Genomic DNA, 26,259 nt, shown 5'->3' with positions numbered 1-26,259 from the left:
TATGATAAGAAAAGTAATTTTTGAAAGCCAAGAGCGCCGTATAGACAAAGTGCTTGCAACTCTTAAGGAAAACGGTATTAATAGTATCGAAGAGGCTAATGAAATTTGCGATAAAGCTGGTGTTGATCCTTATTTGATGTGTGAGGATACACAGCGTATCTGCTTCGAGAATGCGAAGTGGGCTTACGTTTGTGGTACAGCTATCGCTGTAAAGAAAGGTGTAAAGAATGCTGCTGAGGCTGCTGAGGCTATTGGTCTTGGTCTTCAGAGTTTCTGTATCCCTGGTTCTGTTGCTGACGATCGTAAGGTTGGTCTTGGCCATGGTAACCTTGCTGCTCGTCTTCTTCGTGAAGAGACAGAATGTTTCGCATTCTTGGCTGGTCACGAGTCTTTCGCAGCAGCTGAAGGTGCTATCAAGATTGCAGAAATGGCAAACAAGGTTCGTGTAAAGCCTTTGCGTGTCATTCTTAACGGTCTTGGTAAAGATGCAGCTATGATCATCAGCCGTGTTAATGGTTTCACATACGTACAGACAAAGTTCGATTACTATACTAGTGAAGTAAAGGTAGTTAAGGAAATCGCTTATTCTGATGGTGCTCGTGCTAAGGTTAAGTGCTATGGTGCTGACGATGTACGCGAAGGTGTTGCTATCCTTTGGAAAGAGAACGTTGATGTTTCTATCACCGGTAACTCTACAAACCCAACACGTTTCCAGCATCCAGTAGCCGGAACTTACAAGAAAGAGCGCCTTGCTGCAGGCAAGCCTTATTTCTCAGTAGCTTCAGGTGGTGGTACAGGTCGTACTCTTCACCCAGACAACATGGCAGCAGGTCCTGCTTCTTATGGTATGACAGATACTATGGGTCGTATGCACTCTGATGCTCAGTTCGCAGGCTCTTCATCAGTTCCAGCTCACGTTGAGATGATGGGATTCCTCGGTATGGGTAACAACCCAATGGTTGGTGCAACTGTAGCTATTGCTGTTGCTCTTGACCTTGCTATGAATAAGAAGTAATTCTAGAATTAGCAATATATATGCTCCTGTAACTCAAAAGGTTACAGGAGTTTTTTTATTCAATAATAGTATACATGGCATATAACATGATAAATGATATCATTGTGCCGAATATTACTTTTATTGAAGGTTTATATCCAAATGCATAATGCGTATAAACAGTGACGAAAAGTAATTCCATGAAAGCTGAAATCGAAGTTCCGATACCAAGTCCAATTAAACCATCAATATGATAACCCAATATTGAACTTGTTAAGAGTAATATTGCTGAAACAGATTCCTGAAATAAATATAATAAAGATTTACCTTGAGCTAAAGCGACATATTCTATTGGTAAATATACTGCTCTTGCGATTACCCCAAACAATGCTACTTTCACGAATGGTATTGCTCCCATGAACTTATGGCTAAACAATATCGGTAATATATGTGAAACCAATGGCATAAAAACTAGTAATAATGGCAAAGCGATAAACAAATTCGATATTATTTGTCTGTTGATAAGCCCCATCATGCTCCCCATTGTATTATTTCTTGCAAGTTGAGGAAAATAATCAGCCTCCAAAGCAGAAAAAGCTACGCCTGAATAAGTCATAGTTATCATAAATCCAGCATTGTATAGTCCAACAATCTCCAATGATGCATTCGTACTTAGAAATGAACGTATGATATATTCTGTTCCGCTGCCAGCCAAGCATGCTAAAGAAAAAGCAATACCTAACTTTAATAATGACATATCGCTCTTTAAGCAATTTAATATATCATATATTGATGGTAAATTACTAAAACGCATACCTGTTGCGTGGCAGCATAACAAGTATGTGAAAAGTGTTGATAAAACTAAAGAAGGAACAATAGCCTTTGCTCCAAAAGCATAAAGCAGAGGAATGCTCACTATCAATGAAATTACAGTCCCCGCAATCATTAGCTTTGCCAGTTTTGATTGCTTTCCTGTACCTTTAAGTATTGCAATTTCGCCTCCAGAAAGAGTTGTCAGCGACACTGCAAAAGGAATGAAAATCAATTCAAATAAATGGTTACCAGATTTGCCAAATGATATGTAATTAAATAGTGGTGACATTACTAATGTAATTATAAAACCACATAAGGCTGCAAAAAGGCTCCATGACCTTACCGATATTATAGATTTAGCTAGTTTTTCATTGTCTTGTTCGTAGAAGTTGGATATTTTTTTCACTCCTGAAGTTTGTATCCCCAATCCAGTAATATCACCAGCCATTCTTGCTATTGAATTATAAATGGAAAACATACCGAAACCATTAGTACCCAATAATAAAGCTACAAATTTCGTCTTTAACAGACCTATGATGATGTTTATTATTTGTACACCACCAAAAAGACCTGCTGATTTTATGTTTCTAATGTATGTACCACGTCTGGAATTCATAGTTTGCAAAGATAAGCAAACTTTTCATCTTACCAAAGAAAAAGGAATATCAAATTGGATGTTGTATATTTTGATACAAATCGTGCTAATGATATTTGTAGGTCATTCAAACTTTCCGTACCTTTGCATCATATTATTTTCACAGGTGATGGTCAAAAAGAGAAAAAAGAAAAACAAAAGCGGAAACAGATTATTGAAATTGATTATTATATCATGCAGTATTCTGTTTTTGCTATGGTATTATATGCCATGGCAGATGCATAATACTGCAAATTATGATAAGAATTGGCCATATAAAGATATTGATGCACCGTTTTCTGGTGACTATGATGGAATTGATATTTCTAAACATCAGGGAAAGATACATTGGGACATCCTTTCTAAAAACAAGCATATTAAATTTATCTATATAAAAGCTACCGAGGGAATATACAATGAAGATCCATGCTATGAACGCAATGTTTCTGAAGCTAAGAAACATGGTCTTTTAATTGGCTCTTATCATTTCCTTTCTAAAAATTTTTCAGGTAGAAGGCAGTTCAATCATTTTAATGATGTTGTTGATAAGGAGCAACAAGATTTATTGCCAGTAGTAGATGTAGAGGATGATGGAACTCTTGGTTGGAGCAAAGAAAAAATACAGACTGAATTAAACGATTTCATTGATGCATGCAAAGAAGAATATGGAAAGGCTCCAATAATATATTGCAGTGAGTCATATTTTAAAGATAATCTTTCACCAGAGTTTGATAACTATATCTTGTTTATCGCTAACTATACAGGTACACCATTATTGCCTGGTAAACCAGTATATGATATGTGGCAATTCAGTAAAAAAGGGCATGTACCAGGAATTTGGAATTGGGTTGATTTAGACAAACTATCGCCAAATGCAAGTATTGATAACTTAAAGTTACCTAGCAATACTGACTAAAACATTTATAGTCGTCACTAAGAAGTAATTCGTCAAGGGTAACGCCTTTGTTGTCGTTCATGTAGCTTTCAACAGCATCAATAAATTTAGTAGTGAACACTTTATATCCCATAATCTTGTTAACAGCATACATAACTTTTCCCATGTGCAAATCCTTTTCTTGTTGGCTGCGGTGGTCGAAGTTAGACATCTGATAAATACTCAAAAGATAAAAACTCAGACAGTCTGGAACAATATATTCCCTAGACATTGTCTTGCATTGATTCTTTGAATAATATTTTGTATATAAAGGGTAATCTTCACCTAGATATTTATCAAGACAAATACCTACAGTCTTATCTCCTACTATGATACTTTGGTCAAGAGCACCTATCTGTGCATAAACTTTCGGAGTCTTAAAACGTGAGAATTTTTTTTCTGCTTTACCGAATGCAGCTGATAGCTTTTTGTTGATATCGTCAATACTTGCGTATTGCGTTTCTGCATCTGTAATAAGTGTTTGTAGTGTTGTATCTTGATAGAAATTAAGGAAACGACTGTTAATGTCGGGTTCGTAAACAGCTCCTAATTTTAGTACATTTTCAACTAATGTTCGAGTTTCTATCGGGTACTCAGTATTCATTTCTTGAAGAGCTGAAAAATCGCCCGTTGTAAGATATCTGCTCTCGATACGATCATAGCGCAATATCTCAACGTGGCTCTCCATGTCACTGTTTGGCTTTAATTTTAATTCACAAGCCACACAGAGTAACATTACAGCAAATAATATGTAATAAATCTTCTTCAAATGAATAGTCTCCCTTAAAATTCAACAACGCAAAAGTACTAAAAAATATTTTTTAATGCAAGTATTTTGCTAAAAAAATTAAATTTTATGGTCAAATATAACACTTTTAACTCAAAATTAGTAAAAAACTCCAATGAAAATAAAAAATATTTATTAAGCCGAACATTTATAATTATATTTGCATTAACAAACTGAAATATAAACAATGATTAAAACAAGTTTTATTACATTTGCGCTATTTTTAGCTGCAAATAATTGTGTGGCTCAAAATTCACTGAGTGTTGATGTCACTAATCCTAATAACATCGAGATGAGTGATGCTCCTATCGTCATCAGTCTAAAGAATTACCCTTTAACAACGTCATCTATTGTAACATGTAATGGAGTTGAAATTCCTTCTCAGGTTGACGATCTTGATGGCGATGGAAATAGCGATGAGTTATGCTTTATGACAGATATCAAGGCTAAAGGAGTAAAAACATTCAAAATATTGCTTGATAATAAGTCGGACCAAAAGCAATATAAGAACCTTACATTTGCAGAACTGTTATTGAGAAATCCAAGTGTGAAGGATAAAAATAAGCACAATTTGTATTTATCACAGATTGCAGCTACTGATGAAATGAAAGATCAGTATCACCTACTTCATCACCACGGTGTGGCTTTTGAAAACGAACTGATATGCATGAGATTTTATTTTGATGAGCGACAGACTCTTGATTTATATGGTAAATTCCAAAAAAGACTGGAACTTAAGGATACTCAGTTCTATACTTCTAAGGAACAAAAGTTGAATGGATATGGCGATGACGTTCTTTGGGTAGGAGACACTTTCGGCTTCGGTGCTCTTCGTGGTTGGAACGGTAGTGCTTCTACAATGATGAGTGACGTTAAGTCTAGAGGACAACGCATAGTTTGTTATGGTCCTGTTCGCACAATCGTTGAACTTACCGATAACGGATGGAGATATAAGGAAGGATTACCGCGTATTTCTTTAACAGAACGATATACATTATATGCAAATCATCGTGATGTTGATGTAGAGGCATGGACTAACCGTGATTCAAAGAATATGAACTTCTCTACAGGGTTGATAAATATGAAGAACTCTTTGGAGTATTCAGATCATAATGGTCTTCGAGGACTTTGGGGAACAGATTGGCCTGCAGGTAACGATACTATAAACTGGAAGCGTGAGACAATTGGAATGGGTATATATATTCCACAGAATTATCGTATCAAGGAATTGCCTGCTGATAAAGATAATTATGGTTATGTAATTCGTATGGTCGACGGAAAGCTTAATTATAAAATTACATATTCAAGCGCTGATGAGTCTTTTGGATATCACGACTCAAAGTCATGGTTTGAATATCTCAAGGAATGGAAGAAAAATATTAACCTACGCCCGATTATTAAAATCAAGCGTGGTTAATAATATTAGTGAATGTCTTCCTGCCGTGAACATAATATTGCCATAGCAGGGAGATATTTATTCTATCATTTTTGCATCTGTCTACCCTATTCTTCTGTATTAAGTCTCGGTCTGGCTTAAAGTCTTTTCGCCATTTTTTGAATGCTCGGCGAGCTTTGTATATAGCCTTAAAGTCACCAATATTTTTATCAACGATTAAGGTCTTCCATGCTGCTGTATAGTCAAGTATCCATCTTAAACGCATAGCAGACTTCAATTCTTCTTCAGGAAGATTCTTATATAGCATTGTAAGGTTATTGCGAAAGTTAAGATAAGTTTTCATCGGATTGCTCTTTGGTAATGTACCGCCTCCAACATGATAAACTTTGCTTTCTGGAATGCATACAATCTTATGACCGTACAGATTAAGTCGCCAACATAAATCTATTTCTTCGTTATGCGCAAAAAAACGACCGTCTAAGGCTCCGACGTTCCAATAGTCTTTAGAGCGAATCATCAAGCAAGCACCTGTTGCCCATGAAACCTCAGTAACATCATCATATTGTCCTTTGTCTTTTTCTACGGTGTTGAAAACTCGTCCACGGCAGAAAGGATATCCTAGCTTGTCGATAAATCCACCTGAAGCACCAGCGTATTCAAACGAGTCTTTATCGAATATGGATAAAAGTTTCGGTTGACATGCTGCTACATCTTGATGTTTATCCATGTATTTCAATAGTGGTTTCAGCCAATTTTCAGTAACTTCCACGTCAGAATTCAATAGCAGATAATATTCGCTATCTACTTGTTTTAGAGCTTGATTATAACCTTCGGCAAATCCATAGTTCTTGTCAAGTGTGATAATCTCAACCTCGGGAAAGTCCTTCTTCAGCATTTCAATTGAATCGTCAGATGACGCATTATCTGCAACGATAACTTTTGCATCTTTTTGGGAATGTTTAATCACCGTTGGCAGATATTTCTTCATCATATCACTGCCGTTCCAATTCAGTATTACTATTGAAAGTTTCATATATCTCAAATTATTTCCGCTTTGAGTGCTGATCCGTCATGATTAAAATCACCCAACTTTACGCGGATAATCTCATTGTCATACTCAATGCGAGCACTTGAAGCCGGAAGTTCTACACGGATATAATTATCTGTAAATCCATGCATTGCTTTTCCTCGTGGAGCTTTTTCAAAAAGCACATCCATTTCCTCACCTATATATTTGGCATAGAAGTCATGTGTTTTTTGATCGCTAAGTTCAAGCAGTCTCTTTGAACGCTTTTTCTTTTCCTTCTCTTCAACAACGTAAGGTATTGAGAGAGCACTAGTTCCTGGGCGCTCACTATATGGGAATACGTGTAACTGTGTAACAGGTAGTGATTTCAAGAAGTCGTAACATTCTTGAAAACATTCAGGTTTCTCACCACGGCATCCCACCATAACGTCAACACCAATGAAAGCGTCAGGCATTTTCTCTTTTATAAGATTTATCTTATGTGCGAACAGGGCACTGTCATATCGTCTGTGCATCAACTTCAACACTTCATCACTTCCACTTTGCAATGGTATGTGAAAATGAGGCATGAATGCACGGCTATGTGAACAATAATCTATCAGTTCGTCTTCCAACAAATCAGGTTCCAAACTGCTAATTCGGAATCTTTCTATACCCTTGACATTGTCAAGAGCTTTCACTAAATCTATAAATTTTTCGTGTGTAGTTTCGCCAAAGTCACCAATATTTACACCTGTAAGAACAATCTCTTTGCCACCCTCTGCAGCAGCTTGCTCAGCCTGCTCAACAAGTGAGGCTATTGATGGATTTCTAGAGAATCCACGTGCGTAAGGTATCGTGCAATATGTGCAGAAGTAGTTACATCCGTCTTGCACTTTAAGGAAATATCTTGTCCTATTTCCTCTTGAACAAGATGGTTGGAAAGTCTTGATATCCTTTGTTTTAACAGAATGGAACTGATGCAATGCTTCCTTGTCATCACCTTCTGTAAAGGCATTACTTAAATATTGAATAAGGTTAGCCTTTTCGTTAGAACCAAGTACGAGGTCTACCCCATCAATCTTACTAACCATTTCAGCTTCAAGCTGTGCATAGCAACCAGTAACGACAATAAAAGCACCTGGATTTTCACGTGTCATTCTGTGTATAGCCTGTCTGCATTTATGATCTGCTACTTCTGTAACAGAACATGTGTTTATAATGCATATATCAGCTTTCTCACCTTTTTCAGCTGTTACAACACCCATTTCGGAAAGCATTTTTCCGAAAGTGGATGTTTCTGAGAAATTGAGTTTGCACCCTAATGTATAATAAGCCGCTTTCTTACCTTGAAAAGCTGAACTATCTATCATATATATTTATTGAATCTTTAATTATTTACAGACCAAGAATCTTGCAGATCTTATCAATTATACCGTCTGTACTGTCAGCAGCCTGATTGAGTTTCTCGCTAAGTTTCTTGTCTACTTTATCCTGAACTTTCTTGCTTACTTTATCTACGATCTTATTAGCAGCCTTGTCTAAAGCATCATCAGAATTATCTTTTGAATCTTTGGCATCCTTTGAATCGTCTTTTGCAGATTCGCTCTGGCTGTCTTCACTATCATCGTCGTCGTTTACTTCCTCTTTATTAGAAGAACTATTCATCGTATTCTCATAGCATCTCACGATATCATCAGCATTAACTGTATATACATGTCCCAAGAAACCATAAGAAACATTATGTTCACGGCCATCAAACTTTACATCACTTACAGAATAAATAATGTAGCTATGATAATTAAGCATATTGTCTAGAGTAGAATCTACAGTATTGTCATCCAATATCTTTGTGATAATGCTCAATCCCATAGACAGCAAATCATCGCTATGACCATCTTTCTCATTAATCTTGTCCATAGCCTCAGTAAGTTCTTTCTTGATAGCATTCTTATGGCTATCCTTACTTGGGTTTGCTATTGCTAATATAATAATGATGGCTACAGCAACAATTGCGACAGTCTTCCAAATAGGTTTCTTTTCTTTCTTTTCTTCTTCTTTTGGTTCTGTCTCCTGATTATTTGCATTGTTAAGATATGGAGGAACAGGAGGAGGAGTTTGTTGTACTTGTGTATTAGCCTGTAACATTATTCTCAACTCTTCAACTTGCCATGCTGGTGTCCAATCTGCAAAACCGTCAGCCCAAACAAGAGTTTCTGCTGTTATATTCTTATTCTTTACAAGAATTTCGGCACTAAAAGGTCCTACCTGTAGGCCGTTTTCGATAATAAAATAATTCATATAGTCTAATTTATTTTGAAATATGCATGCAAAGTTAGAAAAAGTTTTGATAAAATTTGCATATATCGGAAGAAAAGATTACTTTTGCACCCGATTTAAAGATCAATGGTTCCGTAGCTCAGTTGGATTAGAGCAACAGCCTTCTAAGCTGTGGGTCCTGGGTTCGAATCCCAGCGGAATCACTTAGAATCAGAAAAAGGGACATTTTTATGTCCCTTTTTTGTTTTATATCTCCTAATAATATTTTAATCTATAAATTATACATTTTATTTATCAATTCTTTTACTCTATTAAGTAATGTAATTCATAGAGTATACATACACAATAATATATATGGGTTCTTCGTCAATTTAGGGGGGATAAATGGACTTGTATAGTCAACCAGAAAAATTTATTTTAATGTCACTGATGTCATAATGTCACAAACCCTTTGTTTATAAGGGCTGAGCGAGTGACATTATCGGTATAAAAGTGACATTATCCCCTCGAGTACACCTGTTTTTAGCGTTTATTTTGCAATTATGCTATATGCAAAATAGTTATTTTTACTGATGAAGCTCCTTCAAACGTATTGGTATAATAGGGACTCCAGTAAGTATATCCTTAAGAAGTAGCACAGTGGCATCATCAACCGCTTAAGTTATTGAATAATAATTCGTTACAAAGAAAGTGGAGGACATTTCAATAATTACACAATAATAATAATTCTTTATCAATTTAGGGGATGATAGAAATGCATAGTGATAAGACCCTTATCACTCCACGTTGTTTCGTAAACTACAGAGTAATAAGGGCCTTATCACTCTGTAGTATTTCATGATAGTTTGAATACTTTGTTTTCAAATATATTTGCATACCTTCTAATACACTGACTGTTAATCTGCCGCATGCACCTGTTTGCACTTTCCACTAAATTCAGTGAAGTCAATGCGTATAATGTTTACTCTATGAAATGACTTTTGAGAGTACTTAGCACCAAGTTCCTTGAAATCCGACGATAACTTATCTACTAGTGTTAGCAAAGCAGCCATGCGCTCTTCTGGGGTCAAGTTAATATGTGCAACGCCTTTTAAAAGTACACTCTCATACTCTGTTGTGAATTTATCTGGTAGAAGATTTACATTACCGACAATGCAAAAACTCACGTTGGGATATTTCTCAAGACCATTGAGCTTATGTCCCTCGGGGGCGCAATGAATATATATAGAACTGTTACCATCCCATACATAGTTTAGTGGTATTCCATATGGTAAGCCATTCTCATCTATCATGCTTAAGACGCCATATTCACTATTTTTGAGTAGTTCCATTGCCCTATCCTCATCCATGAGTCTATCTCTACGGCGCACATTGTCATTATTATAGGTCATAATCTAATCTGTTATATTTTATTTAGTGCAAATATAATATATTTTGATATTATGCTTGTATCAAATATCAAGATTCCTAGTTAAATTAACAAAATAAGGCGACTGAATTACAGTCGCCTTCCAATATTATTTGTTGCTATTTCTTCTTCTCTGGAATTACCAATGAAAGCCCTATACTTAAAGTGATAACAGCTAAAATAAACACCAATGATGCTATCGTCCCGATTTCAACATATTTATGTATAAGAAGTTTCACGCCAATAAACACAAGAAGTACACATACTCCAGGTTTGAGATAGCGGAAACGATCAGCAACACCAGCTAAAAGGAAGAACATTGCTCTCAATCCTAATATCGCAAATATGTTCGAGAAGAACACAACATAAGGATCTAATGACACGGAGAACACAGCAGGAATACTATCAAAAGCAAATATTAAGTCGCTGAACTCAATAAATATCACAGTAACCATTAACGGCGAAATGAATGGGAAATATTTCCTAAGCAGTTTTACTATCGGGTGATGCTCAACATCAACATGACTTTCATCTTTGTTTCTGTCGATAAACATTTTCACACCACTATAAAGTAAGAAACCACCAAAAACTATTAGTATCCAGTCGAATTGTCTTATTACTGCAGCACCTAAGAATATGAAGATAAATCTCATGACTATTGCACCAAGAATACCCCAGTTCAATACCCTTTGATAATCCTTCTTTTTTACTCCGAATGATGTAAATATCATCATCATAACAAACAGATTATCAAAAGAAAGAGTCTTCTCTATTAAATAACCAGTTATATATGAAATTGTCATGTGCTGGCGGTACATCTGCACAGAACCTTCAAAATCATTAGGGTTGATTTTCATATGATCTGCATATCTGGAAACAACCAGTTGTAGATCAGACATGTTGTGTATGCCATGCACTAAATCGCCATGAAACCACAAAAAAGCAGAAAAAGCCAACGCTAAGGTTATCCATACAGCGGTCCAAGTTCCAGCCTCTTTCATCGAAACTTCATGAGCTTCTTTGTCGATAATCAGAAGATCGAGCAATAGAATACCGACAATGAATGCTATAAAACATCCAAAAAATATTATCTCTGAATAATGCATTATTAATTTGTATTTTAGATAAAATGCGAGTAAGATACAAAACTAAGCATATCTATATGAATAAAAAAATAATATCAGTTACAATTTCGTTACAACACGAATAATCATAATCTATAAAATCGCTTTTTGCTTAACGACAATCACTCGTATCTTTTGATCATTTCCAGGATTGTTTACCTTTGCGATGTGCCAGTCTCTAGGAAAGAAAATAAAGAATTCATCAGGCTTACTGTCATAAAAACGTGTACGATCTGCTTTGTAATTATAATGTATGACATCTTTGCGAGCGTCATATTTACAATTAGGAGTACTTGTGTAATGGTCTAAAATGCCAAATCTCTCTACTCCACTTACAACATACTGAAAATCAATATGATGATAATGGCTTTCACTGTTTTGTTTCTCCAAAGGTCTGTTTTCGCTGTCCTCTACACTTACAACTAAATCAGTACCCTCAATTTCATGTCTGCCGGCAGGAATGGCTAGTAAATCATGAGTAGCCAACCAGCGGAACATAGCTTGCCATGCTTTAGGATTGCGCTGATACTGCTGGTAGAAGTCGATAACGTTAACACTGCTGTGAGGAGCTGCACCATTAAAACCTTGTCTCCACTCTCCTGATTCTACCCATGTTTTTGCTTGCTTCAATAGTTCGGGGTTATTATAGTATTGCGTATAATAACCATTATGCTGACCATGCGCACATAAAGTGCACATGAGCAGCATCAATAGAATAATTTTTTTCATCGAAAATATAATGTTGTTGTCTTTATTGTTTGTTTAATTGCTTCATCGTTTGTCAATTGGCTGATATTCTTTCTGCCCTTGTATATTCTTATATGCTGGACGAATGATTCTTCTTCCATCATAATTCAATTCTTCGATGCGGTGAGCTGTCCATCCAACTATGCGCGCCATCGCAAATATTGGTGTGTATATTTCTTGTGGCAGACCAATCATCTCATAGATAAATCCACTGTAGAAATCAAGGTTTGCGCAAATAGGTTTCTTAGTCTTTCTGAATGCTGAAACGCTTTTAACACCTTCTTGTTCAAGCAAACACAAGAAATCATATTCTTCTCTACGCCCCTTCTCTGTAGCTAATTCACCTGCAAGTCTCTTTAATTCAACAGCACGAGGATCACTCATTGTATAAACAGCGTGGCCGATACCGTAGATAAGTCCTGTATTATCATACGCTTCCTTATTAAGCATACGGTTCAGATATGTGTCTATTTCATCCGTATTTTTCCAATCCTTTATATGTTCTTTCAAGTGGTGGAACATGTTGATAACCTTGATGTTAGCACCACCATGCAACGGACCTTTCAAAGAACCAATACCCGCAGCAATACTTGAATAGGTATCTGTACGAGTTGATGATGTCACACGAACTGTGAATGTAGAGTTGTTACCACCACCATGTTCTGCCTGAATGATCAACAGAAGGTCAAGTGTTCGCGCATCTAGTTCTGTATACTGATTATGCTTCAGCATAAATAAGAAATTCTCTGCAATACTAAGATTCTCCTTCGGGTAACGTATATGCAAGCTTTGTCCCTGAACGCTATGTCTGTATATATTATATGCGTAAGCTATAATTGTAGGGAATTTAGCAATAAGTTCAATGCTCTGTCGCATAAGGTTATCACGGCTTATGTCATCAGGATTTGGGTCAAATGTGTACATTTCTAACACGCATCTTGCCAATATATTCATGATATTTGATCCTTCAAGATCAATGATATGAACTATTGTACGATGATCAAGTGGCATGTTGTCATTCAGCAGTTCACGGAATGCTGCCAATTCTTCCTTATCAGGCAATTCACCAGAAAGTAATAGAAAGGCTATTTCCTCAAAACCGAATCTCTTTTCTTTTAAAAGCGGAGATACCAAGTCGTCAACTTCATAGCCACGATAGAACAGTTTTCCTGCACATGGCTGGAGTTTGCCGTCTTTATCACGATCATATCCCACAACATTACCTATATTGGTAAGTCCAACAAGGACACCGGAACCGTCTTCGTTGCGAAGTCCTCTTTTCACGCCATATTCCTGGAAAGTTTCCTGTGGAATCTTGCACGTGTTCTTAACTGCATCAGACAGTTTGTAAATTAAATATTCCTTCTTCATAATCAATAAAGTAAAAAAAGTAAAGAGATAAAAAGTAAAATCCTTAGATTAATTACCCTAATCTTATTTGTTTAATCTTGCATAATTAAGAGCGCTTCCGGCTTTAAACCATGCTATTTGCGTATCATTATAAGTGTGTTCAACCTCTATCTCATCTGTCAAACCGTCATTGTGTTTCAATATCACAGTCAGATGTTTGCCTGGTGCGAAACCAGTCAACCCAGAAATAGAAATGCGATCATCTTCTTGCACCTTGTCATAATCATCTTTGTTTACGAAGGTAAGCGCTAGCATACCTTGCTTTTTAAGATTCGTCTCATGTATACGTGCGAAACTCTTTGCCAATATAACCTTTACATTTAGGAAACGTGGTTCCATTGCTGCATGTTCGCGGCTTGAACCTTCTCCATAATTGTCTTCAGCAATGACGATAGAGTCTATATTATTCTGCTTATAGTCTTTAGCAGCACTGGATACTTCCTTATATTCTCCGTCTAGTTGGTCTTTCACACAATTACTTTCATCATTGAAAGCATTAACTGCGCCCATAAGAAGATTATCAGATATGTTTTGCAGATGTCCACGGAATTTAAGCCATGGTCCTGCCATAGATATATGGTCAGTTGTGCATTTTCCTTTCGTCTTTATGAGTAAAGGCATATCTTTGTAATCTTTACCACTCCATTCTGCAAACGGTTCCAACTTTTGGAGTCGATCAGATTGTTCTGATATAATTATTTCTATATCACTGTTGCTTTCTGACGGTGCGATAAATCCATTATCCTCTACTGTGAATCCCTTTGGAGGAAATGTATATCCTGTTGGCTCATCAAGCTTCACATAGTTTCCGTCTTTATCGCAAACCATATCTGTTGCTGGATTAAAGTCTAGCCTGCCAGATATTGCTATCGCCGTTGTGAGTTCTGGACCGGCAATAAAAGCGTATGTATTTGGATTACCGTCTGCACGGCGTCGGAAGTTACGATTAAATGATGTGACTATGGCGTTCTTACGATTGTTATCATTAGTATGACGTTTCCATTGGCCTATACATGGTCCGCAAGCATTTGTCATTATCACGGCTCCGATTTTCTTCAAGTCGTCAAGAATACCATCACGTTCTGCAGTACATCTAATCTGTTCTGATCCTGGATTTATAATTAGTTGTGCCTTAACTGGAATATTTTGTTTATATGCCTGTCGGGCAACACTTGCGGCACGTGCCAAATCCTGATAGCTGGAGTTGGTGCAACTTCCTATCAAAGCCACCTCTACATCCATTGGATAGTCATTGGCTGGTCCCTTAACCTTCATCTGTGATATAGGTGTCGCTGCATCAGGAGTGAATGGTCCATTAAGATGTGGCTCAACTTCATTCAGGTTGATATCAACAATCAGGTCGTAATACTTTTCTGGTGTAGCATAGACCTCATCGTCTGCACGAAGATTCTTTATATTGTTTTTTGCGAAAATTGCAACTTCTTCACGTCCTGTATTTCTAAGATATTCATCGGCATTATTGTCATAAGGAAATATAGAGCATGTAGCTCCCAATTCAGCTCCCATATTACAGATAGTGGCTTTGCCTGTTGTTGAGATAGATTCAAGTCCGTCACCAAAGTATTCCAATATAGAATTTGTACCCCCCTTTACAGTAAGTATACCCAATATCTTCAAAATAACGTCTTTAGGACTAGCCCATCCTGATAATTTGCCGTGAAGTCTAACTCCAATAAGTTTAGGCATCTTTAGTTCCCATGGTTGTGCTGTAAGCACATCCACAGCATCAGCACCTCCTACACCCACAGCAACCATACCCAAGCCACCGGCATTAGGAGTATGAGAGTCTGTTCCGACCATCATGCCACCAGGGAACGCATAGTTCTCTAATACAACCTGATGAATGATACCAGCTCCAGGACCCCAAAAACCAATATGATATTTTTTAGATACAGACTTTAAGAAATCATAAACTTCTTTATTTGTAGCAGTGGCTGAAGGTAAATCTTTCTCTACACCAATATCAGCACGGATAAGATGATCACAATGCACTGAAGCCGGAACAGCAACTTTATCTTTTCCTGCATTCATAAACTGCAACAAAGCCATCTGTGCTGTCGCGTCTTGCATTGCTACTCTGTCAGGACGAAAATTCACATAATCAACACCCCTTTTAAATGGTTTAAGATCTGAATTTTCATACATGTGTGCAAAAAGCACTTTCTCGGCATACGTGAGCGGGCGCTTGATCGTTTCTTTAGCTTTATCTACGCTTTCTGAATATGAAGCATAAAAACTTCGTAACATTTCTGTATCCAGTATCATATCTTATTTTACCTTTAATGTATTAACTTGCATGCAAATATACTAAATAATTGCGCAACTGTAACATTTTCGAGCGGTTATTTGTCTATTTGCAACTATTTTTTAATAAAATAGTTATTTATGGTGTAAATAAATTGCATAAAAGGATAAATAACTGCATAATAATTTAAAAGTCGGAGCTAAATATGAATTATCATTCAAGTGAAGGGTCTGCTTCAGGGATTGGAAGATTAGCACTTTCTTTTGCTCCCAACAGCTTCAAGTCGTTTGCTTTTTGCACGATGCTCTGTCTTCCAGTATGAGCCTTTTTATATGCCTCGTCGTAATCTTTGTGTATGGTTTCTATATCCTTTCCAACCTTATCAAATCGCTTAATGAATTCCCCTACTCGTTTAAGTAGTTCGTCAGCCATGTCGAATACACGTTTCTGATTTTCAGACTGTGTGTACTGTCTCCATGCAATCTGTATGATCTTTAGTATAGCCATAAGGTTTTGCTGGCTAGTGATAAACACGTGTTTTTCAAATGCATCATGCCACAATTTAGGATCAGATGCTAAAGCCAGTTGCAAAGCTCCCTCATAAGGAATATACATAATGACAAAGTCGATGGCACACCTAGGAGCTTTCACATAAGCACTGTAATCCTTCTTTGAAAGTTGCGTGAACTGAGTGCGTATGCTCTTAACAACATCATCGGTATACTTCTTCTTTGCAATTTCGTCTTCTGCATTCATGTAATTAGCATAGGCATCAATCGTCATCTTTGAATCGATAATGACATCTTCGTTGTTTGGATAATGCAGTACAACGTCGGGAATCATTTTCTTTCCGCTTTCATCATTGATAACAGCATTACCTTTTTCGTCAGTTATAGTCTGCTGCACATCATAATCTATTCCGAGTCGGAGCCCTTGACTGTCAAGAAGATTCATCAATGCAAGTTCTCCCCAATTACCCTGTACTTTATTTGCACCACGCATCACATTTGTAAGTCTTGTAGCTGATTGGTTAATCTTATCAGTCTGCGCGGCCATCGTCTTTAGTTGTTCAGATAGTGATGCTGTATTCTTTGCAGTCTCATTATTTGTTTTACTAATGGCATCTTGGAGTTGAACAATATTCTGTTTCAGTGGTTTGGTAATATTGTCTATCGATTCAATATTATCAGTCTTTAGTTTAGCTGTAGTCTGTTCCAATACTCGTGTTGCAAGATTTTGGAATTGTTCCTTGATTGTATTAAGTTGTTCGTTGAATTGTTGCTGGCGCATTGCATTCTCTTTAGAATTCTGCTCATTACGCAGTTCCAGTTCGTGTTCGTATTTATCCTTTAATGCATTAACATCATTCTCATGCAATCTCTTTTCGGCATTGAGTTGTGTTTCCAAACTTCCATAAGCAACTTTGGCCTGTGTCAGTTTACCATTTAAAAACATATAGGCACCACCACCACCGAGTATTAAGCCTACCAAAACATATAATATAATCATAATTGAACTATTTTAGATTTTACCTTATTTAATAATGTTTGTTGAATAACTCCACGCATCAATAAAAATAATATGAAAGCTATCCATAATGCATGATTTCCAAATCTAGACTCCAAGGAAAAATACACCGAATAGAAACATATTGTAGCTATGAATGATGAAATCAACATATATTGCGTGGCAGTAGAACCGATGTAGATGCCATCGAAAACAAATGCCATAAATCCACATATTGGTATGAGTATTGCCCATAACATATAAGGTGAAGCGGCGGCGATAACATCTTTATTATTGGTTATTAACGTCAAAAAATTATTTCCACCACATATGTATAATAATGTAAATGCGATTGCCATATATAATCCCCAACGCATGAGTCGGCTTACAGTAAGACTAAATTTAGCTTTATCTTGTTCGCCGTATGCTTTACCACATAATGCTTCGGCAGCAAATGCAAAGCCGTCCATGATATATGAAAATATAGTGAAGAAGGTCATTAATAACGTGTTTACAGAAAGTATTATATCGCCATGACGAGCTCCGACTGCAATAAACGAGAGATTCACCGAAACCAAAAATAATGTTCTTATAAATATGTCACGGTTTACACTAAATATATCCATCCATTTCAGGGCTATATGTGTCTTGCCGAAACCTTTAATGAATTTAACCCGCTTGATAACAAAGAACATAGCTATAGCCCACCCGCTCCATTGTGCAATCAATGCGCCATAGGCAACACCCTCTATTTTCATTTTGAAAACCAAAACAAACAACAGGCTGAAAATTACATTGATTATATTCTGCAAAATAGCTACATACATTGGTATCTTTGTATTCTGCATACCGATAAACCATCCATTCAAACCATATAAGGATAATACAGCAGGCGCACCCCATATACAGATATTAAAATATACAGCTGCAAGAGATATTACATCTTTAGACGGACCGATTGCCCAGATAGCCAATTCACGTAACGGATGCTGCAATATAATCAGTGCTAATCCTATAGAAACAGCAATTATCATAGAGCGCACTAGAAGTTGTCTTAAAGTTTTATTATCCCTACGTCCTAATGCCTGTGATGCCATACCACTATTACCCATTCTCAAAAATCCGAACATCCAATATATGACATTGAATATCATTGTTCCAACAGAAATAGCACCGATATATGATGCTGATCCTATATGTCCAATTATCGTTAGATCTACCAGTCCGATAAGCGGTACGGTAATATTTGATATTATCGAAGGTATTGCAAGCTTTAGTATGTTTTTATCTATAGGAATCATTAATGCAAAGATAATGCAAGACTGACGTAATTCAAAATAAAAACTTGTTTTTTTATTATATTGTCGTTTGAAATTCATGTTCACCTATCTATTATAGTATATATCTATACTCATAGAAATCTTTTGAGGCGTACTAATCATAAATGTAAAAGGAGCAATCGTGCATATCAAATACAGACATAATAAATTAACTATTGTTTTTACAACTCTTGTATTATAATTAAGAATAAGGAATTATCTATTTTTGGTTTTTTATCAATAATCATTTAAACTGGTCATTAATAAGTTTAAAAAATATATTTAGCACGTTTAAGAGCCGTTAAAGTGTTAAATATAAGTGTTAAAATCGAATAAAGGATTAAACAAAAATACTTCTTTTACGATTATTGCTTATATATTTGCAACCAATTGATAATTGAAAGTATAAACTAGAAAAATATTAGATTATGAAAAATTACGGTAATCGTGTTTATGTCACCGCGTGCATAATTGCACTTGGTCTCTCAGCGGGTACATTTGTAAGTGCAAATGCTGCACCTGCTATTATGAATGCTGCTCCGGCTCAGCCTGTAGACTTGACTTATGCAGCCGAGAAAGCTGTTCCTGCCGTTGTACATATTAAATACGTACAGAACTCAAAGGTACAGACCGTTGATGCAGGAGAAGGCGATCCTTTTGATTTCTTCGATCCATTTGGATTCTTCGGGAATCCAAATCAAAACAATGGAGGGAGTCAGAAGCGTCAGATGCAGACTCCAAAGAGAGAAGCTACAGGAAGTGGTGTTATTATTAGCGAAGACGGATATATTGTAACAAATAATCATGTTGTTAATGGTGCCGATGAACTTACCGTTACCTTGAACGATAACAGAGAGTTTTCTGCAAGAATTGTGGGTACAGACCCAAATACAGATTTGGCACTTATAAAAATAAATGCAAAGAATCTCCCTACTCTTCCTGTTGGTGACAGTGATAACCTTAAGGTAGGTGAATGGGTCCTAGCTGTAGGAAATCCATATAATCTTAGTTCTACTGTTACTGCAGGAATCGTAAGTGCGAAAGCCCGCTCTATTGGTGGCGGAGGTGGCGAAGGCCCTTCTATTTCAAGTTTCATACAGACAGATGCTGCAATCAATCCTGGAAACTCAGGAGGTGCGTTGGTAAATACTCGTGGAGAACTTGTTGGTATCAATGCTATGCTTTATTCACAGACGGGCTCATATAGCGGTTATGGTTTTGCAATTCCAACAACAATTATGAATAAGGTTATTAGTGACTTGAAACAATATGGTACTGTTCAACGCGCCGTACTTGGCATTCAGGGTGGTGATGTACTTAATTATATCAATAGCCAAAAAGACGATCACAAAGATGTTGACCTAGGCACGAACGAAGGTGTTTATGTAGCAGACGTTGTTGAGGGTAGTTCTGCCGCTGCAGCAGGTATCACTAAGGGTGATGTTATTATCAATGCAGACGGTAAGAAGATAACAAAAATGTCGGAACTTCAGGAACTATTGTCAAAGAAGCGTCCTGGTGATGAAATAAACATTGTTTATCTTCACAATAAAAATAAAAAGTCAAAGACCATAGAGCTAAAGAATGCACAAGGTAATACTAAGGTTGTCAAGACTGCAGACCTTGATGTATTGGGAGCTAGCTTCCGCCCTATTAGCGAACAGCAGAAGAAGGATTTGGATATTAGCTTCGGCCTTGAAGTAACCAAAGTTAGCAAAGGTTCAATTAAAGATGGCGGCATAGGTGAAGGATTTATTATGCAGTACGCTAATGACACACCTTTGAAGAGCATCAGTGACCTTCAGGATTTGGTAAAGAGTGCTTCAACAAGCAAGGATCCTGTTTTGATTATTAAGGGTGTTTGGCCAACAGGAAAACGTGACTATAAAGTGGTAAAACTTTCTGAGTAATAGCAAACAATATAATTTTACATGGTGGGCAGAGATGTCCACCATTTTTTTTGTATGTGCTTGTCTTTCAATTTGTTGGCATTCAATATAAAAAAACAACAAAATATTTGCATAAGAAATATAAAAACCGTATTTTTGCCACGCACATAATAAATTTAACGCTTAATGAGACAACTGAAAATCACAAAATCAATAACTAATCGAGAAAGTGCATCGCTCGATAAATACTTACAGGAAATAGGTCATGAAGATTTGATTTCTGTTGAGGAAGAAGTTGAACTTGCGCAACGTATTAAAAAAGGTGACCGCATTGCTCTGGAGAAACTTACAAAAGCTAACCTGAGATTTGTGGTTTCTGTGGCAAAACAATATCAAAATCAGGGACTAAGTCTGCCAGATTTGATTAATGAAGGAAACTTGGGATTGATAAAAGCTGCCGAGAAATTTGATGAGACTAGAGGATTCAAGTTTATTTCTTATGCGGTGTGGTGGATTAGGCAAAGTATTTTACAGGCCATAGCTGAACAAAGCAGAATTGTCAGATTGCCATTGAATCAAGTTGGGTCTGTGAATAAGATAAATCGGATGCTGAACAAATTTGAACAAGAAAATGAACGTTATCCGAGTATAGAGGAGATTGCTGACAAAATAGATTTACCAGAAGACAAGATAGCTGATGCTATGAAGGTTAATGGTAGACATGTGTCTGTAGACGCACCTTTTATTGATGGAGAAGATAATAGTCTTTTAGATGTGCTTCCAAACAATGATGCAACAATGGCTGACAATGAACTTATTCTGGAATCGTTGCGTGATGAGATATCAAGGGCTTTAAAAACCCTTAATGATAGAGAACGTAGTATTGTAGAAGCGTTTTTCGGTATAAACCAGTCAGAAATGACATTGGAGGAAATTGGAGATAAATATGGTCTTACTCGTGAACGTGTCAGACAAATAAAGGAGAAAGCCATACGCCGTCTTCGACATAATACTAAAAATAAATATCTAAAATCTTATCTTGGACAATAATACAATTAACAATACGTTATAACAGAATATACAATAATAAATCAAAGGTAAATGAGATTGAGGAGATTAATAATTGCGGCTTTGGCATCTGTAGCCATGCAGCCTGTTTTCGCTGGAAATATAAGCAAAGTTTATATGTATGGATTTGGTGCATCATTCAATGATTCCACAGTATATTTCACTGATATTCAAGAAGTTGATTCTGCTTGGATAGAAAAGCAAGGATTTTTGTATAGTCGTGACAACTATTCATATCAACTTCGCGATTATCTTGTGAAATTGCATATGGAGCATGCTACATGTGTAACTATATGGAGTAAAGATCGTAAAGATTTGGAAAAGAAGTTGCTATATATGAAAAAGAAGTATTCATTTACGAATGTAAAGAAAAAGAGCAAGTTCCGTTATTTGATAAAAGATATATCTGCTAGTGAATTTCAATATAAGGGCATTTACCCTGATGATGAAACTGCGAAGAAGATTGAGAAGAATGCCGAAGAGGCTAAGAAAAATAATAAAAAACGCGAACGCATGGCACCTAAAGGCGAAAAACCTAATCAAAGAAAAGGTGGCATGATGGGTGGTCATAGCAATGGCGGTATGATGGGTGGTCAAGGAAATGGTGGTATGAACTGATATAGACTATAAAATACATAGTTTTATGAATTCATATTATAGGATCGCTGACCATATAATAAATATCTATAATGATGGCAATGTACTTAATTTTTTAAGTTTGTTGCCATCATTTATTCCATTTAAGTGTGAGAAACCTGTCAACGAAGAATTATTGTTCAAACTCACAATAGATGAGTCCATTGAACTTATCGATGGTGATAGAGTTCACAGGATAAGAGCTTTTGATACAGGTAATGGTGACACTGTTGTTGACTTACTTGATGACGGTGGATATCAATTTATTATCAAGAATATCAAGGATGAAGACTGCGTTCTTTTGGTTACAAATAAGGATTTCTCGGATTGCAGATGCAGACTATATGGTACACGCACGATGCAAAGTTTTGGCTTAAACAACGCATTAATGCTTATTATGGCTTTTGCGGGAAGCTCTAAAGACACTATTCTTGTGCATGCTTCATTGGTTAGACACAATGGCTATGGTTATGCTTTCGTAGCAAAAAGCGGTACAGGTAAAAGTACTCAGGTAAGCTTGTGGCTGAGATATATACCAAATTGTGACCTAATGAATGATGATAATCCAGTAATAAGGCTAATAAATGGTAGTCCATATATATATGGTAGTCCTTGGAGCGGTAAGACTCCATGTTACAGAAATGTGAAGGCACCACTCGGAGCAATTACACGTATTGACAGAGCAAAATCAAATAGTATAGACAGATTATCACCAGTTGAATCATTTGCATCGGTATTACCATCGTGTTCATCAATGAAATGGGATAAGGATATATTTAATAATATATGCAACGTGATAAGTAGAATAATTGAAAAAGTATCTATTTATACTTTGCATTGTACGCCTGAAAAAGAAGCTGCAGAAATATGTCAAAAGACGATATCGAAACAATAAAAAAGACTTTTAGCAATGCATTACTATTGCCTGAAATTGCTAACATTCTAAAAGAAGGACATACTGTAACCCTTATACTTAGAGGATATAGCATGCGCCCTTTTTTAGAAGACAACCGCGATAAGGCTTTATTGAAAAAGACTGACCGTATAAAAGTTGGTGATGCTGTACTTGCCGAAATATTACCACATAAATTTGTATTACATCGAATTGTAAAAATAAACGATGATGCAATAACACTCAGAGGTGATGGTAATCTTAGTGATGAGCATTGCCTTAGAAGTGATATATTAGGAAAAGCAATTGGATTTTACCGAAAAGGAAATAAAAGAGTTGACAGTACAGGCGGAACGAAATGGAAAGTGTATTCGTTCATTTGGATGAGCTTATACCCTATCAGACGCTATTTGCTTGCGTTTTATAGGAGAATTTGGATAAAAATATTTGGAACATTATAATAATATAATAAACAGATGAGAACAAAAAATGGATTTAATCTTCGCCAGATATGTGGTGAGAATGTGATTGTCGCCGAAGGTGAAGAAAATATAGATTTTAGCAACATCATTAGTATGAATGAAAGTTCAGCCTATCTTTGGAAAAATATTCAGGATAAGGATTTCTCTGAAGATGAACTTGTTAAACTACTGACAGAAGAATATGATGTAGATGAGATTACAGCTAAATCAGACGTTAATAGTTTAGTTAAGTCTTGGCTTAATGCTGGAATAATAGAATAAAAAAATAATGGGCAGGAATTAAATTTCCTGCCCATTTTGTTATTTAAGGTGTTCTGTAAACCAAGTTGTTATTTGTCTTAGCAAATGGTTTCTAGTGTTTCCACCACTTATACCATGATTTCTATTCGTATAGAAATTCTCCTTAAAATCTTTGTCAGCCTGAACTAACGCCTCAGAATATTCTATGGTGTTTTGTGGATGAACATTATCATCTGCAAGACCGTGACATATAAGTAATGCACCATGAAGATTATTTGCACGTTCTATTGGATTTGTTGCATATCCATTTGAGTTTTCCTTTGGTGTTCTCATATAGCGCTCGGTATATATTGTGTCATAGAAATGCCAGTTTGTTGGTGGGGCTACCGCAACTCCGGCTGCAAATACAGGAGTTCCTTCACTCATTGACATCAATGTATTGAACCCTCCAAAACTCCATCCCCAGATGCCAATCTTGTTTTTATCTACATATTCTTGTTTGCCCAACCATAGTGCTGTTTCAACTTGATCTTTAGATTCCAATTCGCCCATTTTAAGATAGGTGCATTTTTCAAAATCAGAACCTCTACCGCCAGTACCACGGCCATCAACACATACAATAATAAATCCTTGTTGTGCTAAATATTGGTCAAATGCACCCCCGTTTCCCATAGAACCTGCACTCCATGAATTTAAAACCTGTTGGCTTCCAGGACCACTATATTGGAACATTATCACAGGATACTTTTTGTTCTTATCAAAATTAGTAGGCTTAACCATCCAACCGTCAAGTTTTACGCCTTCTGATGTAGTGAATGAGAACTCTTCACGTGGTGTGAAACCATATTCCTTTATCTTTTCTTTTAGTTCATTGTTGGTAACAGGAGTTGATATGATTTTTCCATCATTATTTCTAATCGTGAAAACATAAGGTGTATTGTAATTACCCCATGTATTCAAGAAATATTTATAATCGCCAGAGAAAATAGCTGAGTTGTAACCATCTGCATCTGTCAGTCTTTCTATTTTGCCGTTCTTTTTTGAAACATATATCTGCCTGTCATGTGGGTTAAGAGCAGCTGCCTGATAATACACATCACCTGATAATTCGTCAAATCCATAAACGCTTGTTATATCATAATTTCCATTACCAATTTTGCGTAGCAAACTGCCATTCATGCTATATTGGTATAGGTGCATATAACCATCACGATCACTTGGGAATATTATAGAATTCTTACCAATGATAATATCTTCCATCGCCTCTTCCTTGACATACTTATCTGTTTTTTCTTTTATCAAAAGCTGTGATGTCGTAGTGCGTGGATTTACACTATACAGATTCAGTTCATCTTGATGACGATTCATTGTGAAAACAATAATCTTCTCTGCTTCTGTTGTTGGTTTGATTCTTGGTATATATCCGTCAGAATTTAAAGGAACTTGAAGTTTGTTCGTTTTATGACTACTAATATTATAACTCCAAACAGATACTAAAGAATTATCTTCTCCTGCTTTTGGGTATTTATATGAATATATACTAGGATAAACAGAATTGCTACCAATGCTTGGGGCTTCTCCTTTATAAAATTCCAATGGATATTGTTTTACTCTACTTTCATCATATTTCACCCAGCATATCATCTTGCTGTCAGCAGTGAAGCATAAAGATTTATTTGTAGAAAACTCTTCTTCGTTTACCCAATCAGGTACGCCATTGATTATCTCGTTAAATTTTCCATCCTTCGTAATTTGACTTTCAGCGTTTCCGTATAACAGTTTTACAAGGAAAATATTATTATCTCTTACAAATGCTATCTGTTGTCCGTCAGGTGACCAAGTAGGAATTTGTTGCGGACCACCGTCTGAAAGCTTTTCAAGTTTGCGACTTGCCACATTATATATATAATATACAGCCGTAAAAGAACGTCTGTAAATTTTACGAGTATCTGTCTGAATAAGTAAATACTTTGAATCTGGTGATAATATATATCCATCAAAGTCATTTATTTTTTCACCCTGAGTGTTATTCACATCAAACATGATTCCTGTTTGCTTTCCGTTTTTGAAAGAATAAGTAAGAATCTGCTTCTTGTTTTCACTAATATTAGCGTATTGATCTGTTCCTGGAAGTGGATTTACGCCTGTAACATACTCTGGTGAAAAGGTGTTTCCTGTAACATCTTTCAGTGTTATGATCTTATTGGCATTCATTTGGGATGAAGCTAAAAGTAAAGATATACACATTACAAAAAATTTCTTCATAAGATGAAAATTAAGTGTTTAAAATTTGAATACAAAATTAATGAAAAAATATCTATTATAAGCTTGCAATGACTAAAAACAAAACAAATAATTTATAATATTCGTATTTTTGTTACAGAATAGCAGCAAAATAAAGTAAAAGTAATAATACATGGACTTTTTT

The 26,259-nt window shown here is 36.2% G+C and carries 23 protein-coding genes and 1 tRNA gene; 11 read left to right on the top strand and 13 right to left on the bottom strand.

The annotated features are described in order from the left end of the window. Nucleotide 1 precedes the first annotated feature (1 nt). Nucleotides 2-1,015, top strand: coding sequence for a GGGtGRT protein (locus B045_RS0100210; protein ID WP_018462245.1), 1,014 nt, complete (start codon nucleotides 2-4; stop codon nucleotides 1,013-1,015). Between the two features lie 55 nt (nucleotides 1,016-1,070). On the opposite strand, the gene B045_RS0100205 is transcribed toward B045_RS0100210, so the two are convergent. Next, complete coding sequence (locus tag B045_RS0100205; protein WP_018462244.1) at nucleotides 1,071-2,423, bottom strand: oligosaccharide flippase family protein; 1,353 nt, start codon at nucleotides 2,421-2,423, stop codon at nucleotides 1,071-1,073. A 54-nt stretch (nucleotides 2,424-2,477) separates the two neighbouring features. Between B045_RS0100205 and B045_RS15210 the strand changes: the two genes are divergently transcribed. Together B045_RS15210 and B045_RS0100200 are read left to right on the top strand one after the other, a co-directional pair. Further along, nucleotides 2,478-2,687 (top strand): hypothetical protein, encoded by a 210-nt coding sequence (locus B045_RS15210; RefSeq protein ID WP_018462243.1) that lies wholly within the window; start codon nucleotides 2,478-2,480, stop codon nucleotides 2,685-2,687. Continuing rightward, nucleotides 2,680-3,357, top strand: coding sequence for a glycoside hydrolase family 25 protein (locus tag B045_RS0100200; RefSeq protein ID WP_018462242.1), 678 nt, complete (start codon nucleotides 2,680-2,682; stop codon nucleotides 3,355-3,357). Before B045_RS15210 ends, B045_RS0100200 begins: the two co-directional genes overlap by 8 nt. On the opposite strand, the gene B045_RS0100195 is transcribed toward B045_RS0100200, so the two are convergent. After that, a complete protein-coding gene (locus B045_RS0100195; protein ID WP_018462241.1) occupies nucleotides 3,341-4,144 on the bottom strand; it encodes a gliding motility protein GldB-related protein in 804 nt (267 codons plus the stop codon). The genes B045_RS0100200 and B045_RS0100195 overlap by 17 nt on opposite strands. Before the next feature lie 205 nt (nucleotides 4,145-4,349). Between B045_RS0100195 and B045_RS0100190 the strand changes: the two genes are divergently transcribed. Further along, nucleotides 4,350-5,579, top strand: a complete 1,230-nt coding sequence (locus tag B045_RS0100190; protein WP_018462240.1) for a DUF4861 domain-containing protein — start codon at nucleotides 4,350-4,352, stop codon at nucleotides 5,577-5,579. Here the strand turns inward: B045_RS0100190 and B045_RS0100185 are convergent. The 3 genes from B045_RS0100185 to B045_RS0100175 are packed head-to-tail and all read right to left on the bottom strand — an operon-like array spanning nucleotide 5,566 to nucleotide 8,865. Next, nucleotides 5,566-6,591: a glycosyltransferase family 2 protein gene (locus B045_RS0100185; RefSeq protein ID WP_018462239.1), complete on the bottom strand. Its 1,026-nt coding sequence runs from the start codon at nucleotides 6,589-6,591 to the stop codon at nucleotides 5,566-5,568. The two genes, B045_RS0100190 and B045_RS0100185, sit on opposite strands and share 14 nt — an antisense overlap. Before the next feature lie 5 nt (nucleotides 6,592-6,596). Further along, complete coding sequence (gene mtaB / locus B045_RS0100180; protein WP_018462238.1) at nucleotides 6,597-7,937, bottom strand: tRNA (N(6)-L-threonylcarbamoyladenosine(37)-C(2))-methylthiotransferase MtaB; 1,341 nt, start codon at nucleotides 7,935-7,937, stop codon at nucleotides 6,597-6,599. 25 nt (nucleotides 7,938-7,962) lie between these two features. After that, on the bottom strand, nucleotides 7,963-8,865 hold the full coding sequence (locus B045_RS0100175) for a DUF4339 domain-containing protein (protein WP_018462237.1): 903 nt from the start codon (nucleotides 8,863-8,865) through the stop codon (nucleotides 7,963-7,965). A gap of 107 nt (nucleotides 8,866-8,972) precedes the next feature. Here B045_RS0100175 and B045_RS0100170 point away from each other — a divergent pair. Then, nucleotides 8,973-9,047, top strand: a tRNA-Arg gene (locus tag B045_RS0100170). A 693-nt stretch (nucleotides 9,048-9,740) separates the two neighbouring features. On the opposite strand, the gene B045_RS0100165 is transcribed toward B045_RS0100170, so the two are convergent. From B045_RS0100165 to B045_RS0100135, 7 genes are all read right to left on the bottom strand, one after another. Beyond that, nucleotides 9,741-10,235, bottom strand: coding sequence for a pyridoxamine 5'-phosphate oxidase family protein (locus B045_RS0100165; RefSeq protein ID WP_018462236.1), 495 nt, complete (start codon nucleotides 10,233-10,235; stop codon nucleotides 9,741-9,743). Nucleotides 10,236-10,371: 136 nt separating this feature from the next. Further along, a complete protein-coding gene (locus tag B045_RS0100160) occupies nucleotides 10,372-11,358 on the bottom strand; it encodes a TerC/Alx family metal homeostasis membrane protein (RefSeq protein ID WP_018462235.1) in 987 nt (328 codons plus the stop codon). 111 nt (nucleotides 11,359-11,469) lie between these two features. Continuing rightward, nucleotides 11,470-12,105 (bottom strand): YhcH/YjgK/YiaL family protein, encoded by a 636-nt coding sequence (locus tag B045_RS0100155; RefSeq protein ID WP_025882896.1) that lies wholly within the window; start codon nucleotides 12,103-12,105, stop codon nucleotides 11,470-11,472. Between the two features lie 42 nt (nucleotides 12,106-12,147). Continuing rightward, a complete protein-coding gene (locus B045_RS0100150) occupies nucleotides 12,148-13,494 on the bottom strand; it encodes a citrate/2-methylcitrate synthase (RefSeq protein WP_018462233.1) in 1,347 nt (448 codons plus the stop codon). 63 nt (nucleotides 13,495-13,557) lie between these two features. After that, nucleotides 13,558-15,819 (bottom strand): aconitate hydratase, encoded by a 2,262-nt coding sequence (locus B045_RS0100145; protein WP_018462232.1) that lies wholly within the window; start codon nucleotides 15,817-15,819, stop codon nucleotides 13,558-13,560. A gap of 193 nt (nucleotides 15,820-16,012) precedes the next feature. Then, nucleotides 16,013-17,308, bottom strand: coding sequence for a DNA recombination protein RmuC (gene rmuC, locus B045_RS0100140; protein WP_018462231.1), 1,296 nt, complete (start codon nucleotides 17,306-17,308; stop codon nucleotides 16,013-16,015). Then, entirely contained in the window at nucleotides 17,305-18,606 is a 1,302-nt protein-coding gene (locus B045_RS0100135) for an MATE family efflux transporter (RefSeq protein WP_018462230.1), read from the bottom strand. Before B045_RS0100135 ends, rmuC begins: the two co-directional genes overlap by 4 nt. Nucleotides 18,607-19,052: 446 nt before the next feature. On the opposite strand from B045_RS0100135, the gene B045_RS0100130 reads away from it, so the two are divergent. The 6 genes from B045_RS0100130 (at nucleotide 19,053) to B045_RS0100105 (ending at nucleotide 23,852) form a co-directional block, all read left to right on the top strand. Next, nucleotides 19,053-20,534: a trypsin-like peptidase domain-containing protein gene (locus B045_RS0100130; protein WP_018462229.1), complete on the top strand. Its 1,482-nt coding sequence runs from the start codon at nucleotides 19,053-19,055 to the stop codon at nucleotides 20,532-20,534. A gap of 165 nt (nucleotides 20,535-20,699) precedes the next feature. After that, complete coding sequence (locus B045_RS0100125) at nucleotides 20,700-21,563, top strand: sigma-70 family RNA polymerase sigma factor (protein WP_018462228.1); 864 nt, start codon at nucleotides 20,700-20,702, stop codon at nucleotides 21,561-21,563. 57 nt (nucleotides 21,564-21,620) lie between these two features. Next, nucleotides 21,621-22,199, top strand: coding sequence for a hypothetical protein (locus tag B045_RS14045; protein ID WP_202900283.1), 579 nt, complete (start codon nucleotides 21,621-21,623; stop codon nucleotides 22,197-22,199). 25 nt (nucleotides 22,200-22,224) lie between these two features. Further along, on the top strand, nucleotides 22,225-23,112 hold the full coding sequence (locus tag B045_RS0100115; protein ID WP_018462226.1) for a hypothetical protein: 888 nt from the start codon (nucleotides 22,225-22,227) through the stop codon (nucleotides 23,110-23,112). After that, nucleotides 23,085-23,570 carry a S24/S26 family peptidase gene (locus tag B045_RS0100110; RefSeq protein WP_018462225.1) on the top strand — a complete coding sequence of 162 codons (486 nt, stop codon included), beginning with the start codon at nucleotides 23,085-23,087 and terminating at the stop codon, nucleotides 23,568-23,570. Before B045_RS0100115 ends, B045_RS0100110 begins: the two co-directional genes overlap by 28 nt. Nucleotides 23,571-23,585: 15 nt before the next feature. Next, on the top strand, nucleotides 23,586-23,852 hold the full coding sequence (locus tag B045_RS0100105) for a PqqD family protein (RefSeq protein WP_018462224.1): 267 nt from the start codon (nucleotides 23,586-23,588) through the stop codon (nucleotides 23,850-23,852). A 39-nt stretch (nucleotides 23,853-23,891) separates the two neighbouring features. Here the strand turns inward: B045_RS0100105 and B045_RS0100100 are convergent, their stop codons facing one another. Beyond that, nucleotides 23,892-26,096, bottom strand: a complete 2,205-nt coding sequence (locus B045_RS0100100; protein ID WP_025882883.1) for a S9 family peptidase — start codon at nucleotides 26,094-26,096, stop codon at nucleotides 23,892-23,894. Nucleotides 26,097-26,259 lie beyond the last annotated feature (163 nt).

Source organism: Segatella paludivivens DSM 17968 = JCM 13650, assembly GCF_000373185.1.
Classification (GTDB): Bacteria; Bacteroidota; Bacteroidia; order Bacteroidales; family Bacteroidaceae; genus Prevotella; species Prevotella paludivivens.
This window is presented reverse-complemented; position numbering and strand designations above follow the sequence as displayed.

What these genes read in the sequence shown, in the direction of transcription:
- B045_RS0100150 (WP_018462233.1), bottom strand. Translation starts at nt 13,494, where the DNA reads ATGAAGAAGGAATATTTAATTTACAAACTGTCTGATGCAGTTAAGAAC.
- B045_RS0100160 (WP_018462235.1), bottom strand. Translation starts at nt 11,358, where the DNA reads ATGCATTATTCAGAGATAATATTTTTTGGATGTTTTATAGCATTCATT.
- B045_RS0100130 (WP_018462229.1), top strand. Translation starts at nt 19,053, where the DNA reads ATGAAAAATTACGGTAATCGTGTTTATGTCACCGCGTGCATAATTGCA.
- B045_RS0100190 (WP_018462240.1), top strand. Translation starts at nt 4,350, where the DNA reads ATGATTAAAACAAGTTTTATTACATTTGCGCTATTTTTAGCTGCAAAT.
- B045_RS0100135 (WP_018462230.1), bottom strand. Translation starts at nt 18,606, where the DNA reads ATGATTCCTATAGATAAAAACATACTAAAGCTTGCAATACCTTCGATA.
- B045_RS0100155 (WP_025882896.1), bottom strand. Translation starts at nt 12,105, where the DNA reads ATGAAAAAAATTATTCTATTGATGCTGCTCATGTGCACTTTATGTGCG.
- B045_RS0100115 (WP_018462226.1), top strand. Translation starts at nt 22,225, where the DNA reads ATGAATTCATATTATAGGATCGCTGACCATATAATAAATATCTATAAT.
- B045_RS0100205 (WP_018462244.1), bottom strand. Translation starts at nt 2,423, where the DNA reads ATGAATTCCAGACGTGGTACATACATTAGAAACATAAAATCAGCAGGT.
- B045_RS0100100 (WP_025882883.1), bottom strand. Translation starts at nt 26,096, where the DNA reads ATGAAGAAATTTTTTGTAATGTGTATATCTTTACTTTTAGCTTCATCC.
- B045_RS0100185 (WP_018462239.1), bottom strand. Translation starts at nt 6,591, where the DNA reads ATGAAACTTTCAATAGTAATACTGAATTGGAACGGCAGTGATATGATG.
- rmuC (WP_018462231.1), bottom strand. Translation starts at nt 17,308, where the DNA reads ATGATTATATTATATGTTTTGGTAGGCTTAATACTCGGTGGTGGTGGT.
- B045_RS0100210 (WP_018462245.1), top strand. Translation starts at nt 2, where the DNA reads ATGATAAGAAAAGTAATTTTTGAAAGCCAAGAGCGCCGTATAGACAAA.
- B045_RS0100145 (WP_018462232.1), bottom strand. Translation starts at nt 15,819, where the DNA reads ATGATACTGGATACAGAAATGTTACGAAGTTTTTATGCTTCATATTCA.
- B045_RS0100105 (WP_018462224.1), top strand. Translation starts at nt 23,586, where the DNA reads ATGAGAACAAAAAATGGATTTAATCTTCGCCAGATATGTGGTGAGAAT.
- B045_RS0100200 (WP_018462242.1), top strand. Translation starts at nt 2,680, where the DNA reads ATGCATAATACTGCAAATTATGATAAGAATTGGCCATATAAAGATATT.
- B045_RS0100165 (WP_018462236.1), bottom strand. Translation starts at nt 10,235, where the DNA reads ATGACCTATAATAATGACAATGTGCGCCGTAGAGATAGACTCATGGAT.
- B045_RS0100175 (WP_018462237.1), bottom strand. Translation starts at nt 8,865, where the DNA reads ATGAATTATTTTATTATCGAAAACGGCCTACAGGTAGGACCTTTTAGT.
- B045_RS0100110 (WP_018462225.1), top strand. Translation starts at nt 23,085, where the DNA reads ATGTCAAAAGACGATATCGAAACAATAAAAAAGACTTTTAGCAATGCA.
- B045_RS0100125 (WP_018462228.1), top strand. Translation starts at nt 20,700, where the DNA reads ATGAGACAACTGAAAATCACAAAATCAATAACTAATCGAGAAAGTGCA.
- mtaB (WP_018462238.1), bottom strand. Translation starts at nt 7,937, where the DNA reads ATGATAGATAGTTCAGCTTTTCAAGGTAAGAAAGCGGCTTATTATACA.